General features: G+C 44.2%; 16 protein-coding genes. 5 read left to right on the forward strand and 11 right to left on the reverse strand.

Features of this window, described 5'->3' with window-relative positions; genetic code table 11:
• The first annotated feature begins 6 nt into the window (after positions 1–6).
• Positions 7–1,035: a galactose/methyl galactoside ABC transporter permease MglC gene (mglC, locus tag DSOL_RS04850; protein ID WP_075363740.1), complete on the forward strand. Its 1,029-nt coding sequence runs from the start codon at positions 7–9 to the stop codon at positions 1,033–1,035.
• A 154-nt stretch (positions 1,036–1,189) separates the two neighbouring features.
• On the opposite strand, the gene DSOL_RS04855 is transcribed toward mglC, so the two are convergent.
• The 6 genes from DSOL_RS04855 to DSOL_RS04880 all read right to left on the reverse strand — a co-directional run bounded on the left by DSOL_RS04855 (position 1,190) and on the right by DSOL_RS04880 (position 8,678).
• Positions 1,190–2,431 (reverse strand): ROK family transcriptional regulator, encoded by a 1,242-nt coding sequence (locus DSOL_RS04855; protein ID WP_083642312.1) that lies wholly within the window; start codon positions 2,429–2,431, stop codon positions 1,190–1,192.
• Between the two features lie 38 nt (positions 2,432–2,469).
• A complete protein-coding gene (locus DSOL_RS04860; protein ID WP_075363741.1) occupies positions 2,470–3,573 on the reverse strand; it encodes a M24 family metallopeptidase in 1,104 nt (367 codons plus the stop codon).
• Positions 3,570–4,757 carry a galactokinase gene (locus tag DSOL_RS04865; RefSeq protein ID WP_075363742.1) on the reverse strand — a complete coding sequence of 396 codons (1,188 nt, stop codon included), beginning with the start codon at positions 4,755–4,757 and terminating at the stop codon, positions 3,570–3,572. Before DSOL_RS04865 ends, DSOL_RS04860 begins: the two co-directional genes overlap by 4 nt.
• Entirely contained in the window at positions 4,745–5,740 is a 996-nt protein-coding gene (gene galT / locus DSOL_RS04870) for a galactose-1-phosphate uridylyltransferase (RefSeq protein WP_075363743.1), read from the reverse strand. The genes DSOL_RS04865 and galT overlap by 13 nt, the downstream gene beginning before the upstream one ends.
• 272 nt (positions 5,741–6,012) lie before the next feature.
• Entirely contained in the window at positions 6,013–7,926 is a 1,914-nt protein-coding gene (cooS, locus tag DSOL_RS04875) for an anaerobic carbon-monoxide dehydrogenase catalytic subunit (protein ID WP_075363744.1), read from the reverse strand.
• A 200-nt stretch (positions 7,927–8,126) separates the two neighbouring features.
• Entirely contained in the window at positions 8,127–8,678 is a 552-nt protein-coding gene (locus DSOL_RS04880; protein WP_075363745.1) for a cache domain-containing protein, read from the reverse strand.
• A 199-nt stretch (positions 8,679–8,877) separates the two neighbouring features.
• Between DSOL_RS04880 and DSOL_RS04885 the strand changes: the two genes are divergently transcribed.
• Positions 8,878–10,098, forward strand: coding sequence for a sensor histidine kinase (locus DSOL_RS04885; protein WP_075363746.1), 1,221 nt, complete (start codon positions 8,878–8,880; stop codon positions 10,096–10,098).
• A gap of 129 nt (positions 10,099–10,227) precedes the next feature.
• Here the strand turns inward: DSOL_RS04885 and ald are convergent, their stop codons facing one another.
• Complete coding sequence (ald, locus tag DSOL_RS04890; protein ID WP_075363747.1) at positions 10,228–11,361, reverse strand: alanine dehydrogenase; 1,134 nt, start codon at positions 11,359–11,361, stop codon at positions 10,228–10,230.
• Positions 11,362–11,574: 213 nt separating this feature from the next.
• Here ald and DSOL_RS04895 point away from each other — a divergent pair, with 213 nt between their 5' ends.
• Positions 11,575–12,645, forward strand: a complete 1,071-nt coding sequence (locus tag DSOL_RS04895) for a response regulator transcription factor (protein ID WP_075363748.1) — start codon at positions 11,575–11,577, stop codon at positions 12,643–12,645.
• A 68-nt stretch (positions 12,646–12,713) separates the two neighbouring features.
• Here the strand turns inward: DSOL_RS04895 and DSOL_RS27090 are convergent, their stop codons facing one another.
• Both DSOL_RS27090 and DSOL_RS04905 read right to left on the reverse strand, forming a co-directional pair.
• The gene (locus DSOL_RS27090) at positions 12,714–12,836 is read right to left on the reverse strand and encodes a DUF1848 family protein (RefSeq protein WP_075363749.1); all 123 of its coding nucleotides are present in this window, start codon (positions 12,834–12,836) and stop codon (positions 12,714–12,716) included.
• Positions 12,837–12,958: 122 nt separating this feature from the next.
• Positions 12,959–13,531, reverse strand: a complete 573-nt coding sequence (locus DSOL_RS04905; protein WP_075363750.1) for a hypothetical protein — start codon at positions 13,529–13,531, stop codon at positions 12,959–12,961.
• 116 nt (positions 13,532–13,647) lie between these two features.
• On the opposite strand from DSOL_RS04905, the gene DSOL_RS04910 reads away from it, so the two are divergent.
• Together DSOL_RS04910 and DSOL_RS04915 are read left to right on the forward strand one after the other, a co-directional pair.
• Positions 13,648–14,331 carry a response regulator transcription factor gene (locus DSOL_RS04910; RefSeq protein ID WP_075363751.1) on the forward strand — a complete coding sequence of 228 codons (684 nt, stop codon included), beginning with the start codon at positions 13,648–13,650 and terminating at the stop codon, positions 14,329–14,331.
• Positions 14,321–15,541, forward strand: coding sequence for a sensor histidine kinase (locus DSOL_RS04915; RefSeq protein ID WP_075363752.1), 1,221 nt, complete (start codon positions 14,321–14,323; stop codon positions 15,539–15,541). Before DSOL_RS04910 ends, DSOL_RS04915 begins: the two co-directional genes overlap by 11 nt.
• Before the next feature lie 78 nt (positions 15,542–15,619).
• Here the strand turns inward: DSOL_RS04915 and DSOL_RS04920 are convergent, their stop codons facing one another.
• A complete protein-coding gene (locus DSOL_RS04920) occupies positions 15,620–16,393 on the reverse strand; it encodes a transposase (protein ID WP_075363753.1) in 774 nt (257 codons plus the stop codon).
• Positions 16,394–16,524: 131 nt separating this feature from the next.
• The gene (modD, locus tag DSOL_RS04925) at positions 16,525–17,370 is read right to left on the reverse strand and encodes a ModD protein (protein WP_075363754.1); all 846 of its coding nucleotides are present in this window, start codon (positions 17,368–17,370) and stop codon (positions 16,525–16,527) included.
• Positions 17,371–17,379: the final 9 nt, after the last annotated feature.

Raw genomic sequence — 17,379 nt, forward strand, 5'->3', positions numbered from 1 at the left:
TCTTGAATGAAAGCAAGTAATGATACTAGTGCCAATAGAGCAGGTAGTTTCTTTTTTCAATACGCAATCTATTTTGTCCTAATTATTCTAATTTTAGGAATCACGGCTATCGATTCGAGTTTTTGGTCTATTAATAGTTTGCGGGATATTTTATTACAATCTTCGACTCGGGCCATCATTGCGTTAGGGGCGGCTTTTGTTTTGATCACGGGCGGTGTCGATCTTTCTGCAGGCCGCATGGTAGGATTTGCTGCTGTATTGTCGGCGTCCATGCTTCAAATTCAGGAATACTCTCATCGGTTTTATCCAGGTCTACCGGATTTGCCCTTATGGGTACCCGTCTTGATTGCAATTTTTGCTGGACTTCTTGTGGGCCTGATCAATGGGGTTATTGTCTCTAGATTCAGCGTCCCTCCCTTTATCGCAACTTTAGGTTCAATGGTCGCCGTTTTAGGTCTTAACTCACTTTACTTCGATATGAAACCTAACCAATCTCAGCCAATTGGTGGACTTCGACCGGATTTCACAACAACCCTAGGTAGCGGTTATATCGGAAACGGCGTTTATTCCCTCCCCTACATCGTCATTATTGCGCTCATAGTCGCTGCGCTCGTTTGGGTTATCTTCAACAAGACCCGCCTAGGAAAAAGCATGTACGCGATTGGAGGTAATGTCCAAGCCGCTGTTGTTTCTGGAATTAACGTCAAGCGCGTCCTACTTTACGTGTATGCTGCTGCCGGAGCGCTTTACGGTCTAGCAGGAGTCATGGAAGCTGCCAGGACAGGTGGAGCCACGAGTAACTACGGCAATATGTACGAATTGGATGCCATTGCAGCCTGTGTCGTCGGTGGAGTATCAACTGCCGGAGGAATTGGTACCGTACCAGGTGTCCTCGTCGGGGTTCTGATCTTCGGAGTTATCAACTATGGACTCACGTATATAGGAGTAAACCCCTACTGGCAATTAATTATCAAAGGATTAATTATTGTTGCAGCCGTGGCTTTTGACATCAGAAAGTATCTCACAAAGAAATAAACCCTGCTAACGCTCATTTACCTCTGAGAATAACGGGGCTGTAACAAAACTCTTTCTAGTTTGTTACAGCCCCGTTTCGTTCGCCAATTTCCAGCGCACCACCTTGATAAAATTTCAAGATTAATTATATCCCCTTTATTGCTAACCCCATACCTCAGATAATCTCCACGGCATCCCCCAGTCCAGCTGGGGTAAACAGTTTATTTAACACTAAAGTAAATCCACCGATGGCAATTGCATTCTCTCCCAATTCTGATATAGCAATCGTGACTGCATCCGCCGGCTTTGTTAACGTGCGCTTTTCGAGAGTTTTAAGTAGCGGTTTCAGAATAAAATGTTCAGCCCTCGAAACTCCACCGCTCAAAATAATCAAGGCAGGATTTAAGGTGTTGATGAGATTGGCAAGCCCAATTCCAAGATAACGCCCCGTGTCCGCTAAAACTTCAATAGCCACTGGATCACCGAGCTTAGCAGCTCGACACAGCATTTCTCCATCAATCTTTTCTATATCTCCAGCTACCCATTCCTCAATCATGGACTCTTTTCCATAACGAATGGCCTGCTGAGCTCTGCGAGCAAGTGCCGCCCCTCCGACCATCGTCTCAAGGCAACCATAATTCCCACAACTGCACCTCGGTCCATTACTGTCGATCGTTGTATGGCCAATTTCACCAGCTGTAAAAGACGTACCCCGATAGAGCTTATTATCAATAATAATACCTGCTCCGACCCCTGTGCCGACATGGACGCAGATAAAGTTCGAAATTCCAGCCCCTTTGCCAAACCAGCTTTCACCTAAAGCTTGAGCCCGAACATCATTTTCCACTTCGACGGGCAACTTGAACCTTTTTTCCAGTGCAGCTTTGATGGGAATATGACGCAAATTAAGATGAGGGGCGAACAAAGAGAGTCCTTGCTCGGGATCGACGAGACCGTGCATACCAACGCCGATTCCTAAAAACGACTCCTGGATCGGAAGGGTACTTTGCATAACCTTCTCCACGGCGCTTTCCAAGGTCAACAAAAATTGCTCGCTCGTCTGGTTATCCGAATACTTCATTTCCACCTGCTGCACAACTTTACCATCGAGGTGCGCTGTCACAGCCTTTACCCTTTTTGCCCCGGCATACACACCGATAACGCAGAATGCCGACGAGTTGATGCGCAGTAGAATTGGTTTTCTCCCGCCCGTCGATTCACCTAAAGTGCTTTCCACTACAAGGTGGGACTCAATCAATTCGCCCACTAGATTGGTCACCGTGGGAGGAGTTAACTTTGTCAACTTGGCAATTTTCGCTCGAGAGATCGGACCATACTGTCTTACAACATTGAGAATCGCCGATTTATTCAACGATTTCATTCCCTGGAAGCTTCCCACAGGAATCGATTCACTCACCGTTTCACTCCCCCTCTCCCCAATCAGGGATTTACTATTTAGCATATGAGGATATCGGGTCTAAAATAAATATGCCCATTCTTTTCAATCTGGATATACTCCCATTCCCCAGTATGAGTGAGAAATTCTGGACCATGTTCTGTGACCAAGAGGGTGTCCTCGGATTTTAATCCTTTGAGGGATGGGTTCCAGGCAAAAGCCTGATGACACTGCACGTCACCCGCACTGTCCAAGTTCGCTAAAAACTCCCGTGAAGCATACCCAGTCGGTCCACCTTGATGAAGATAACGCCAATCCTCTGCATGACCCCATTTCTGATAAGCCTCTATCCCCTGCCGAAAAACCTCCTTAATAGGTACGCCCGGGCGAGTAGCCAGATTGAAGGCCAAATCGATCTCTGCCAATTTTAGCTTATTTTCTTGAAGTTCTTTCGGAAGCGCCCCAAAATGCACAAAACGAGTCGCATTAGCCACTAAACCCCATTTTTCTCCACAGAGAACTAACATCGCGTAGCGTTCCAGCTTCTTCACTGTGGGAATGGGGTGGCGATACTGATAAATCCGGCGATCCGTAGCCACTAAAAGCACTTGTGCCTGAATACCCAAACTTGCCACCTTCACAGTGAGAAGCGCTTGAATCTCAAATTCGGTCATGCCGGGTTCAATCCTACGACATGTCGACTCCAAAGCTTGAGCAACCCTCCTGGATAGCCAACGGTAACGGTCAATTTCAATTACATTCAACACGTAAGTTAGTTCAGCTAATTCTTTACTCAAATCGATCCCTAACGTATGCGGAATAGTCTGAGGACAGACATCCATCCCTATCGTTTTCCCTTGACATAAAGAGCTAATCGCTCCATCGTGGCCCTCATACCACTCTGGTGTTATCCACTCACACTCCAGGTCCGTCAACTCTTCCTCTTGTATCCGGGCAAACTCCATCTTGGTCGTAACACAATAAACTCGGTCTTTCAGGATGAGCAAATCCGCGACCCCAAGCTCTGTATTAGTCACGATATAGTTCGACTTTCCATTGGTCAACCAAGAAAAACTTCGGCGCTTTCGAAGAAGTACCCCGTCCAAATCCCTCTCTAACATAAGCTTTCTAATCATTGCTATCTTATCTTCAATCGTCGTCATTTTGCAAACCCCTTTAGTTCACGGGCTCCATCCCCACTATCGCAATGATAAAATGTCGGAGTCAGCCCAGTCTTGCCCCTATATCCTACAGTCACCTGAGTTTCGAAATCGTTAACAGCCTCTGTATGAACCAAACTCACGGTACATCCGCCAAAACCAGCTCCAGTCATTCTCGTCCCCAGGCATCCCTCGACCTGACGTGCCTCTTCGAAGAGTGTGTCTAATTCCGGACCTGTCACTTCAAAGAGATCCCGCAGAGACTCGTGGGATTGGATCATATACTGACCAAAATCCTGGATATTCCCTGCTTCTAAAGCAATAGTTGAAGCTAGAGTACGGTCGTTTTCATGGATCACATGGTCTAAACGTTTATAGACCTCTGGTGACGTTACATACTTCTGTACTTCTTGCCATTGATCGAGCGAAACATTACCCAAGCTAACAACCCCAGAAAGGTGTTTCTGAATAATATGAACCCCTTCCTCGCACTCTTGCCTTCTTTGATTATACTTTGAGTCTGTCAAACTTCGCTGTTTATTGGAGTTGGTGATGACAAGTTGATAGTCTCCCAAGGCCAGCGGAACATAGCGATAATCCAAGGTGTCACATTTCAAGAGCACAGCGTTACCCGCCTGCCCCATCCCTGAAGCAAATTGATCCATAATCCCACAATTAACCCCGACAAATTGATTTTCGGCACGCTGAGCCAGCTTTGTCAGTTCAATTAAAGAATAATCGAGAGATTCCACGTGATTAAGAGCAGTTGCAGTTACCATTTCTAGAGAAGCGGAAGAAGACAACCCAGCCCCTTTGGGGATATTCCCATCATACAGAATATCGCAACCAGATAAGCGCGAACCCAAGCAATTAAATTCACTGAAGACACCTTTCGGATAATTTGCCCAGCCGTCAGCCTTCTGGTAAACAACCTTATCCGCGTCGATCTCTACCTTCCCAGCAAAACTTGTCGAAGCAAGACGAAACGTTCGATCCTTACGAGGATGAACAACCGCCCAGGTTCCATACGTTAACGCCGCAGGCAACACATACCCTCCTGTGAAATCTGTGTGTTCACCAATTAAATTGACTCGGCCTGGGGCAAAGAACACTCTCAGTTCCTCTCCGCGATCCCCATAGCCAAAGACTTTGGCAAATGTCTGTCTAAGTGTGTTTAGTCCAGGCATTCTTTGATCCGCCCTTCTTTAGTGAGATAATCTTGAAACGCCTTGCGCAAATAGTCAGAGGTCTCTTCCACCGCTTGCGGGTTGGCCGGCGCCCAAGCACCCATTTCAGAAGAAGCATAGTATTTTAGTTTTCCTTCATCTCTCAGGGGAGTGTAAAATTCAATATGAAAGTGATAATAATCCTGCGCAGTCTGCCCATGAACTGGGCGTTGATGAATGACCATCATATAGGGAAACAACCTATGGAACAAAGTATCCATGGCACCCGTCATACATTTTAGCATGAGAGCCAAACTTCGTCTTTCCTCCTGAGTGAAATCACTTAAAGCTGTCTTATGGTTTTTACTAACGATAAATAACCCGTATGGGTAATCCGTAAAGAACGGTATATACGCTAAAAAATGCTCATTTTCATGAATTACACGCTTCTGAAACTCTAATTCTGCTTGATTCATGTCACAAATTAAACATGATCCGTGCGAGGTGTAATAAGTATGGCAATTCTCGAGTTCCGTGCGGATTTTTAATGGAATCCAAGAATAAGCATAAATCTGACCATGCGGATGAGGCATTGTCACGCCACACTCTTCCCCTCGATTCTCGAAAATCATAATATATTCATGGTTCGGCTCCTGACTCAGGGCCACAAACCGCTCCGTCCACAAATCAACTAATTTTTCCAGATGCTCTACAGAAAGCTCTGGAAGTGTCGTGGTATGATTGGGGGAATAGAGGATTACCTCACATTTTCCATAGGCTTTCGCAGTTTTATATAAGGAAGACCCTACGGGATCCGCCTCGGGTGGATCAGACATCAGTGCCGGAAAATCGTTATCATATTTAAGAACATCATAATGTTCGGGAACCTTACCCGAACCCGGACAAAAAGGACATCCCTCCTTCGGCATATTCGGTCGATTTTGCCTGTGAGTAGCCACCATCGTCCAATCCCCTAACAACGGGTTATAACGCAATTCAGTCATGGCCCTTCCCTCCTCTATCTTCTAATTCTATTATAATCTATTAAATTAAATTAATTAAGTAACTTTAAATATTTCTTGTCGAAATTTAAGGAAGCACAGGGACGGTTCTTCTGCTTCCGTCCCTGCGCTCCCCTGTGCCTTCTCCGTGAAACATTTCGTTTCACGGAAGCACGGGGACGGTTCTTCTGCTTCCGTTCCCCGTGCTCCCCTGTGCCTTCTCCGTGAAACATTTTGTTTCACGAAGGAAGCACGAGAACCGTCCCCTTGCTTCCCTAGCTCAGTCCTAGTCCTTTTCTCTTAAGCATAATATGAGCTTCGATACCATTAGCAACTTCCACAGGATCATCTCCAAGAGCGATTTTTCCTCCTGTCAATCCTTCCACGTCTTGGGTCAAGAGCTTCACCAGTTGAGGTGCACCCGTGACAAAGGGAGTCGGAGACAGATGTGTGTATGCTCCATACGCTACCGCAAAAACCCCATCAATCGTGGCTTTTTGCTCCATCCATTCGGGAGCAGTTACGGCAATCGGTAATTGAGGGATATCCACATCCAGATGATCCGCTAGCGCCGTTACAAGCATGGAGATCCTGCCCGTATCCGTACACGTGCCAAAACTTAAGACAGGTGGAATTTTCAAGGCACCGCATACTTCAGCCAAACCTTTGCCAGCCATATTAATGGCCTCTAGATTACAAAGGCCCGCCACTTCCAAAGCATGGTTGCCACAGCCACCAGCCACGACCAAGATGTCCTTTTTGATCAGTTCCTTCGTCAGGTTCACCGTGTTCCAGTCCTGCGGCCCATTTCTTAAGGTGGAACAGTTCGCTAAAGCAACTACCCCTTTAATCTTGCCGGCTGCTATAACATCAACGAGTGGATCCAGCTTATTGCCTAGTACCCCCAGAACGGCTTCTGTCGAAAAACCCGCGATCGCCTTCTGGGTGATTCTAGGAACTTGCGAAGTAATCTTTCCATGCCGCTTTTTGAAGTTTTCAATGCCCAAATTGATCAGTTGATCCACCATTCCTTCAACTTCACCGGGATGATAGGCCATTTTATGCTGGAGTCCCGGAACTCCGATAATCGTGCTGACACTCACCAGGGTAATTTGATACTTTTCCGCATACATGTCAATAGCGGGAGGAGAACAATTCTCTTCCATGGCCATGACGTCCACTGTACCTGTCGCTAGTAGGGGCTCAATCGCCAGCCAATTTCCCATTAGGCCAACAAAAACATCGTCCACTTCAAATCTCTGGAGTAACTCTTGCCCCGTTTCAATGGAACCGACGATTCTAAGTCCTTTTGCTCCAGCCGCTTTGGCCCTAGCCTGAATCTCAGGCATTCTAGCCTTTTCAATGGCTGCAGCGCCAGCCCAAGGTTGGTGCCCGTTGAACACGATATTAATATAATCAGGATCCATAATCCCTAGATCGACATTGACTTCGTGAGGCTGAGGCGTGCCAAACAAAATATCTTGGACCATTTCCAGCCCAATCTGAGCGTTATAGATCGTGGCCAACCCCAAACGCAAGGCCTTAAGTGCTAAAGAAACATAATCTCCATCAACATTGGTCAAACAACTCGCCACGGAATTCTGTTCTTCATGAACCACGCCAGCCGGATAGATATGTAAGTCCTTCCAGACCTTTTTCCGTTTCTTCGGAGCAAAGGCTTCGACCATGAGATTCGGCTCTTCCGTTCCAATATTCATTTGATCATTGAGAAGATCCGCCAATTGAATGGCCATCTGGTTAACATCCTGATTTTCCTTGATTCCAAGCATTTCACACATCCATTTGAGCTTGTTGAGATCGGTAATTTTAAAGGGAGTCTTTCCTTCTCCAGTCGCCCGCAACGTTCTGAAAGCCTCATAGGCATGATGGCTATAAGTTCCTGCTCCCATAATATTTTGCAAAAGCAATTTCCTCATAGCCATTGCATCTGGCCCGATTCCGCAGACCCCTTTATCCTGACCACTCTTCTCACTAATCCGGCAGGGCCCCTGGGAACACTGTTGACAGCTTAAACCTTGTAAGCAAAATTTACAGCGAATCTTTTCCTGTTGCGTCCATCGATCAAAGACATTGGACATCCCGTCTTCTCGAATTCGGATTAACATCTCTTCCACGGAATCATGATAGCTTACCCGACCTTCTGTCTTCTCCAGTATAGTTTCCGACATAACCTATCCCCCTTTTGTTGTTACTATAGAAAGTTTGCTCCTCAACACAGGGAAATATGTACATGCTAAAGTGTATGCGCGGTGCTACAGCCCAAAAAAAGAGGATTATACACCTACGAAGTGGTGAATAATCCTTGAATTTTTATGGAATTGTTGAAGAAAACGGGGTTGTAATATACCGGAAGAAAACTTCAAACTATTTACTGTTGAGGAGTCGACACTGTAAGAACGGCTACGGTTTTCCCACTTGACTTGAGGGGAACATAGACCTTCAGATACCCGCTGCTGAGCGTACTGGTGGTCGACCCACTTTTCATAACTTCGCCCACTGTGGTCGGAGTGGGATAACCTTTTAAGACTCTTTCCGTGCCTTGTTTTACGCTGGAAGAAATCCTCTCTTCACCGACGAAAATGGATACCCCCATGGTGCCAGGAAACAGCTTTTCAATGTCATCCACTATCTTATAATTACCATTCTCAGTGTAGGAACCCTTACTTAACGTGGTTCCCGCAACTTTCCAGTCACCAGGATAACTTTTATTGAGCAAATCGTTTATTTTAGTTTCAACAGCAGCTTGGCTTTCTTTGTTCCCCGGTTGAGCCAACGTTTCAGTGGGGTGGCCTTCCGGCAGTTGGGATGTCCCTGTTGAGGGCTGAGTTGTTTTTGGCACCTCAGATTTCTTTGCACAACCAGCAAGAGAGACCATCAAAACCATGATAGTTACTGCAATTAACCATTTCTTCTTAGCCATATTTCCTCCTTAAATCCGTGAAATTGGGTACGTTAGCATTCATATTATACTGCGTTCACAAATGATTGTCGAACCTGCCCTTCCCCCCTTAAAATATCCATTTAATCTTAAATATATTTGACTAGCGAAAAGCAACTTGTTAAGTCTATAATCAAGGAAGGCGATCGGAGAGTTTAGACATAGTGCAGGAGAGGATTGTATGGATCATAAACCAAAGAGCCTATTTCAACTCATTGAAAAAGACAAGCTGGTTCGAATTATTGAAACCTTTACTAAGGCCACTGACATTACCATTGATATTAATGATGCCATGGGTTTTCCTGTAGTTCAGCATGATTACTTTTATGGATTTTGCCGCAGCATCCGCTCCACAGAGGCCGGTCTAAAGCGCTGTATCGATTCCAATGCGCAACTAGGTTTCAAGACCATAGAGCAGGGCAACTCATGTACAGGCAAGTGCCATGCTGGTGTTATGCTAATGTCCGTACCCATTATGGTGGATGCTCAGTTCTATGGCTCCATCACCTGCGGTCAGATGCACCTCGAAAAACCGGAAACTCAAGGGATTGAAAATATGCTTCAGACTACTGCTGACTTGGGCCTTGATCCCGAACATCTGACCCAAACGTTTCGGGAAATCCAGGTTATAAGCATGGACAAATGCCAAGCTGCAGGTGGACTTATTCAATTTGTGGTTAGTTATATAGTCGAACTGATTTATCGGGCTAAGATGCAAGAAGAGTTAAGCAGAGAGAAGCTAAAAGCTGCTGAGGATGCACGTATTATCGTAGAGCTTGAGCACACGTTACATAAGGCAGAGTTAAAAACCCTACAAGCTCAAATTAAACCCCACTTTTTATTCAATACTCTTAACACTATCATCAGTTTGGTCACTCTTTCTGAAAATAAAAAAGGATTGAATACACTTTTCGCCCTATCCAATTTACTAAGGCATAATTTAGATCAACCAGAAGGACTGGTTTCCTTGCTGGAAGAACTTCATTATGTTGAAAGCTATCTTTTAATTCAAAAAAACAGGTTTGGAAATCGACTGGAACTATTTATAGAGATTCCAGAAGACCTTCAAACAATACAGATCCCTTTTTTAAGTTTGCAGCCCTTGGTGGAAAATGCCTGTATCCACGGACTGGAACCCAAAGAAGGTATTGGTCACCTCTGGATAATGGGTGAAAAAGTAGGCAACAAAGTGGAAATCTCAGTAATAGATGATGGGGTGGGCATGCCCCAGCATTATGCCACTATCGATTTGAACCGGGATCAACCTATTATAGCGGGGATTGGTCTGCGTAATGTTCATAAGCGCCTGCAACTGCAATTTGGTAAGGAATTCGGGGTCAAGCTGATGCCCGAACAAGGACTTACTACAGTTAGTTTATTAATACCCCTACCGGGAGTGTAGAGTGGACGTCTTAGTGGTGGTTTGTCATTGGGTAAACTACGCAAGAAACAGAAAGGACAAGCGTTTGGAGCCTGTCCTTTCCTATTTGAGTAAATTTAATTACTAGAACATTCGTTTACCTTAATCCACTTAAAAACTGGAGGGAACTTCAATAACTTCACCTAACGGAGTGTACTCCTGATTGAGAGCTTCTGCAACTGCTTTATAGGTGAGTTTACCGTGAATTACGTTTACACCGCGGGCCACCGCAAGGTCGGTTCTGATTGCTTCAGCATAGCCCAAGTTAGCGAGCTTAAGCGCATATGGCAAAGTAGCATTGGTCAGAGCGAAGGTCGAAGTACGGGCTACAGCTCCAGGCATATTGGCCACACTATAGTGTATGACTCCGAACTTCTCATAGGTTGGTTCTGCATGAGTGGTCACATGATCAATCGTTTCCACGCTGCCTCCTTGGTCAATGGCAACGTCAACGATAACTGAGCCCCGTTTCATAGTTTTAACCATTTCCTCGGTAACAAGCTTGGGAGCTTTCGCACCAGTGATCAAAACTGCTCCTACCAGCAAATCGGCTTCCGCTACAGCCTGGGCAATATTATAACTGTTGGACATCAACGTTTTGATCCGTGTACCAAAGATATCATCCAGATAGCGGAGACGTGCATTGCTTACATCTAGAATAGTAACATCCGCTCCCATACCCATTGCCATTTTAGCTGCGTTGATACCAACGATACCTCCACCGACAATAGTAACTTTAGCAGGGGTAACCCCAGGAACCCCACCTAAGAGAATGCCTCTTCCGCCATGGGGCTTTTCCAAGAACTGAGCACCTATTTGAATTGACATACGACCAGCCACTTCACTCATGGGTATGAGTAGAGGCAGGCTAGCATCAGCAGGCTGGACAGTTTCGTAAGCAATCCCAACGACATTTTTCTTTAGTAAGGCTGCGGTCAATGCGGGCTCAGGAGCTAGGTGAAGATAGGTGAACAAAAGTTGCCCGTCTTTGAACAGCTCATATTCTGAAGGTAGAGGCTCTTTAACTTTCATTATCATTTCCGCACTAGCAAAAACTTCTACCGGAGTAGCCAAGATTTTGGCACCGGCGGTAATGTATTCCTCATCACTGATTCCACTGCCAACACCAGCGTTATTTTCAATGACAACTTGGTGACCGGCTTTGCAAAATGACACTACGCCTGCAGGAGTGAGCGCAACACGGTTTTCATTGTTCTTAATTTCTTTCGGTACTCCAATAATCATTTTAATGATTCTCCTTTCAATTGGGAGCTGTTTTAATAACATTATCATCTCACAATTTTGCCCTAAAACCAGATAAAACGATGTGCAATAATTACAGAATATTGTCAGAAGTATAAATAGCTTAGCAAAATTTTTACCTTTAGTATAAAGATTTTATAGTATAATTAACATAAACTCATATCCTAACGAGCAAATCTTGAGGATGGTAAAACGATGTATAACGTATTACTAGTTGATGACGAGGAATTAGAGCGCAAGATTTTATGCTTTACCTTACAAAATTCCGGCCTGCCTATCACAATATTAGGGGAAGCTGCCAGCGGACGGGAGGCCTTAGAGAAAGTTCATCACACACGCCCTGATTTAATTATTATGGATATCAAAATGCCCGGCATTGACGGAATAGAAGCAACTCGGCAAATTAAGGCACTTTACCCTACCACAGAAGTCATTATTTTAACCGCCTATGGTAAGTTTTCCTATTCTCAGCAGGCTATTAAGGCCCAAGCCACTGATTATTTACTCAAACCGATTCAACCCCAACAACTAATCGAGGCAGTTAAACTGGCTTTGGACAGACTTACCCTTAAAAAATTTCAACCCTGCCCTGCCATAGATTTGACAGAACTTCAGGAGCAAGTTAAAACAGGAAATTTCAAGGAGGGCAAGCGACAATTAACGTTATCCCTTGAACTTCTTGAACTTCGCGCTACTTCAGAACACATTCCACTAACTGCTCTTCTAAATTCTTTTGCCTTACGACTAATGGTAATTGTAATACAAATTGCCCTATCTGCGGGTGCTGATCCCGCCGAGGTAACTTCTATAGAAAATGACCTAGCCCAGGATTTATCCCATATATCATCTCTGGAAGGCGTAAAGATATGGGGAGAGAATATGTTGGAAAAATGTATCAATTTATTGGGTTCAAATCAGCAATTTAATCAAGGCCAGGCCTTGGTACGTAAAGCCATGGACTATATCGAATCGAACTATGCCAATACTCTCACTCTTAATTTGGTGGCAACTTATGTCCACCTCAGCCCTGCTTATCTTAGCCGGATATTTAGTGAGAAAATGGGTGTCGGTTTTACAGAATATCTGGCCCAAGTACGGCTCAAAAAGGCCAAACAACGACTGCGCATGTCAACTGAAACAATTGACCAAATTGCCGCTGCCACTGGTTTTAATTCAAGTAGCTATTTTTCCGCCATCTTCAAAAAGCATGAAGGTATCACCCCTTCGGAATACCGGACAAATCATCATTTAAAAAGTGTTTATTAAAAGTCACTTAAAAAACTTCATAAACCAAAAAAGCACCCCCGTTGGGTGCTTTTAATATTGAATTCTTATTAAAATGTTTCCATGATTTCAGCTTTCGCGGGCAGTCCTTTTTCCACATGATTGTCATACGGCGTAATCGCAAACTGAAAATAATACGGATAACCCATCGCGTCAATCTTTTCAAAATACATCCGCAAAATTCCTATTTAAAGTGCAGGTGAATGTCTAACAATTTACTTTTGGGACTGCCCCTTTTTCTGATTTAAGCGATTTTCCGATTTGTACGCCACAGACTTTATTTATACGGAGATTTTTAAGCTTTAGGCTGCGTTTGCTCAGCACTGCGATCATTCAGCATCTTAATGACAACATTACCGAGGGCTTGTTCCTTAGGATCTTGGATTCCTTGCCCATAGAAACTGTTAAACCCGTATCCCTCTTGATAATTATTTTCTTTACCCTCACGGCCATCTTTCAGGCCACGCTCATCCCGACCCCTCTGATTTTCTTTACCCACTTGATTCAACGAACTTACATTTTTATCGTCCATCAAAATTGCGTATTGAGCAGGAGTAAGCATTCCATAAATTTGCTTAGCTAGATCAGACTGTGTATTAAGGTCAGTCGCCGCGGACAACCTTTCCACTAAAGGCAACATTTCCTTAGCCTGAACAGGAGTGACCTTGGCCGTAACGAAATTCTCAAGATGTATCAGATCAAGATCCACTTGACGGTAAATCTGTGAACCCATTTTTGCTGAAGCCAATGCCCTATTTTGATGAGCGTGATTAATACGGACGGCAGCGCTCCCTCCGATAATCAAGACAACTATAAGTAGCAAGTACCATCTCTTCTTGACATTTTTCAGCCTTTTAATAAAACCCATATCTATCCCCCCTTACTATTTGAACTAAGTATATCGAGCCCACCTTTAAATTTCCTTAAGAAAACTAATGATATTTCAAGGAAACTCCTTTAAACTGTAACTAGGTGGTGATATTAATGCGAATCTTATTAATTGAAGATGAGCCAAGGCTCTCAGAAGCCTTAACTTATATCCTAAAAAAGAACAAGTACGGGGTTGATACCGCCTATGATGGGGAAACGGGACAAGCCATGGCGGAAACCGGGGTCTACGATCTGATAATTCTTGACCGAATGCTGCCCCGTAAAGAAGGAGTTATCCTCTTAAAAGAACTTCGCAGCCAAGGTATCAAAACACCGGTTCTCCTTTTAACCGCCAAAGACTCCATTCAAGATAGAATCGAGGGTTTGGATGCTGGCGCTGATGACTATCTCGTAAAACCGTTTTCCACGGACGAACTTCTCGCTCGCTTGAGGGCTTTAGGGAGAAGGCGTAGTAATCCCCAAATTCAAGACGAACAACTAACTGTCGCTGGGCTCACTCTTAAACCCCTCCACTGTGAGTTAACCATAGAAAACGAAACCGTTAAACTGACTTTGAAAGAATCTCTGCTCTTAGAGCTTTTCATGCGTCATCCCGGACAAGTTATTACCAAAGAACAGATTTTAGACCGAGTTTGGGGACTCGATTCGGAAGTTGAGGCCAATAATGTGGAAATTTACGTACACTACCTACGCAAAAAACTAAATTCACCCAAAGTCAAGATTGAGACCGTACGGGGAATTGGTTATTGTTTTAAGGAGGAGCCCAATGTTTCGTGAATTAAGACTAAAACTGACGTTAATTAACGTAGGAGTCATGGCCCTCCTCTTATTGCTCTTTATCATCGGCACCTTCTTTGTCATGCAAGTACAGATCTTCAACCAATCCCAGCAATTAATGCAAATCATCGCCAGCGAAGCAGGCTCAGGCTCTGTCAACAATACGCGAGAACACGACAAACATCTTGCCAAATATTTTTATCTAAAAACCGATGAATCTGGCAAAATCACAGAAAACTCCTCAGCCCTTCCACTCCCCCTTGACCAGTTGACCCCCTTGGTTGAGAAAGCTATTAACAGTCCGAATCCCAAAGGTGAAGTGGAGTTACATGATGAAGCCTATACTTTTTTGAAGGTACCCCTCAAGCAAACTCCGGGTTTTGTCATCACCTTTGTCGACCTTGAACGAGATCGAGAAATACTGCGCGAACTATTACTCACACTTTCCGTCGGTGGCCTCGTTTGTTTAGGACTCTCTTATTACGGTAGTCGATTCATGGCTGACCGAGCCATGGCCCCCATCAAAAGTTCCTGGCAACGACAGCAGGACTTCGTGGCCGATGCCTCTCACGAACTGCGTACCCCCCTGACCGTGGTTCAGGTCAACTTGGAACTTGTAAAAGGAAACTCAGATGAAACCGTAGCCAGTCAGTCAAAATGGTTAGACAATAGCCTACTCGAAATGAAGCGCATGTCCAAGTTAGTGGACGATCTCCTATTTCTTGCCCGGGCGGATTCCCAACAGCAAACATTAGAGATGAAACAATTCCCCCTCAATACAGCCCTCCGTGAAGTGATCGAATCCTTCAAACCCCTAGCTGAGACCCATGAAATCCTCCTCGAATGTTCTCTAAATTCGGAAGGGATGTATTACGGGGATGAAAACAGGATCAAACAACTCATGGTTATCCTCTTAGATAATGCGCTTAAATACACACCCTCGGGAGGACAAGTCTCTCTAAGTTTACAGAACTGGGGTACTCTAGCGGAAATAACTGTATCCGATACCGGCGAGGGCATCGATCAAGAACATTTGGCCAAGATCTTCGAACGTTTTTACCGAGTGGATCAGGCCCGCTCACAACAAACTGAAGGCACAGGCTTAGGCCTTGCCATTGCGGATTGGATTATCAGAAGCCACCATGGTCGGATAAAAGTTTCCAGTTCCCCGGGAAAAGGAACAACCTTTGTGGTTAGTTTACCGAAGTGAGCGAAGGGAAGGGAAGCAAAGGGACGGTTCTCGTGCTTCCATTCTGGAAGCGCAAGAACCGTCCCTTTGCTTCGCCCTTTACGCTTTAAATATAAGATTTGGCGAGACTCCAAAAATCCTTGCTGCTTGTCTGTGTGTCACTCCTTCGATTTTCTTTACTTTGCGTAACACCTCATCTCTCTGGCGCTTTGGAAGGCTCTTGACTTGTGCTATCTCTATCCCAGCAATCTTCTTTGTAATTTCCAGTTCTGCATCCTCATCCGTCATACGCGATCTTTGTTCGTCGTCAATACAATTGCTATCGCTTTCTACTTCGCTAAATTCCTTAAACATTGCTATCGCTCTAGGCCGATCTGTCGAAAACATGGTTAGTATTAAGTCTCTATCAAGCAATACCAGAGAATAGGGAGTCTTACTATAATAATTATGACAGCTACTCCACTTCCAATCTTCCGCCAGCTTAACCATTCCAGCTTTAACCGGATTTTGGTGTATATATCTTATCACAGTCAATAAATACCCGTCATTTTCTACATTTTCGCTCCTAAACCTATCCTGAAAAAGATGTCCAGTCGTTTTATACTTCCAGTTATAATACCAAGCAAAGCTTACCCCTATTCGTTTCATAGTTACGGACAGTTCTTCAACGCCTTCCCCTAAAAGCAAATGTACATGATTACCCATCAGACACCATCCGAACACCTTCATTTCAGATATCTTGGCATTCTTATCGACAATTTCCAGGAATCTCAAACTGTCTTCATCTTCGTGAAATATCTCTTGTCTATTGGCACCTCTCAGAATTACGTGATATATTCCACTTTGGCTTTTTTCTCGCGCTTTCCGAGGCATTACATCACTCTTCTTTTTGGTTATATATTATCAAATGGAAAATTTGGAATCAATAGCCTTTCACAAGATCTTCCGATCACACGAAGAAAATTTAGGAAGCAAAAGAACCGTCCCTTTGCTTCCGTATAAAGTTAATATTTTTCCATCGTCACTCCAATATCTGCAGGTTTCCCAAAATACATTGAAGTGCTCGCAATTGCATCGATGCCTGAAGAAGCATATTCTGCGATATTGCTTTCATTTATGCCACCCGCTCCAATAAGCGTAATATTCGGGTTAATCCGTCTGATTTGATCAATGATGACTTTTAAATCATCGGCTGGGATCTTATCAAATTGTAATCCGTCTACTCCGGATTCGATTAAAAGGCGTGCATCTTCTATAGTTTCTACCTCAACAATGATCTTCTTCTCACAGGCATTTGCTTTTATTTGTTTCATTGCTTGGGCAAGATTGTTGAACCCGCCAAGAAAGGTCACATGTTGTTTAAAAATTAAAATCGTTTCAGATAAGCCCAGCCGGTGAGGAAAAGCACCTCCAGTAATTATGGACTTTATGGCAAGTTCTTTGGTTCCTGGAAATGATTTCCTAGTAGCTAGAACAGCCATTTGTGGGTTCACTGATTTTGCCTTATCCACCATTCTTTTTGTTCTTGTAGCAATGCCTGAACAATATTCAAGGATATTCATAGACAGTTTCCAAGCTATATGAAGGCTTGATGCTAATCCTTCAGCTTCAATGAAGGTATCTCCTTTGTTAACTACGGAACCGGAGGGCAAAGATCGAATCGGCGTAATTCCGAGCTTAGCAAAGATCCTCAATACTTCCTCGACTCCGGATAAAACTGTATACTCTCGTGCAGTAAAATTAATTTTCCCCCTCATACCACCAATATCAAGGGTCAGCGTCGTTAAATCGATATACGGAACATCCTCTTTGATCCAGCGGTCAATTGTCTCATCACTGATATAAAGCATAGTCTCCAC

The sequence above is a fragment of the Desulfosporosinus metallidurans genome (genome assembly GCF_001936615.1).
GTDB classification, from domain to species: Bacteria; Bacillota; Desulfitobacteriia; order Desulfitobacteriales; family Desulfitobacteriaceae; genus Desulfosporosinus; species Desulfosporosinus metallidurans.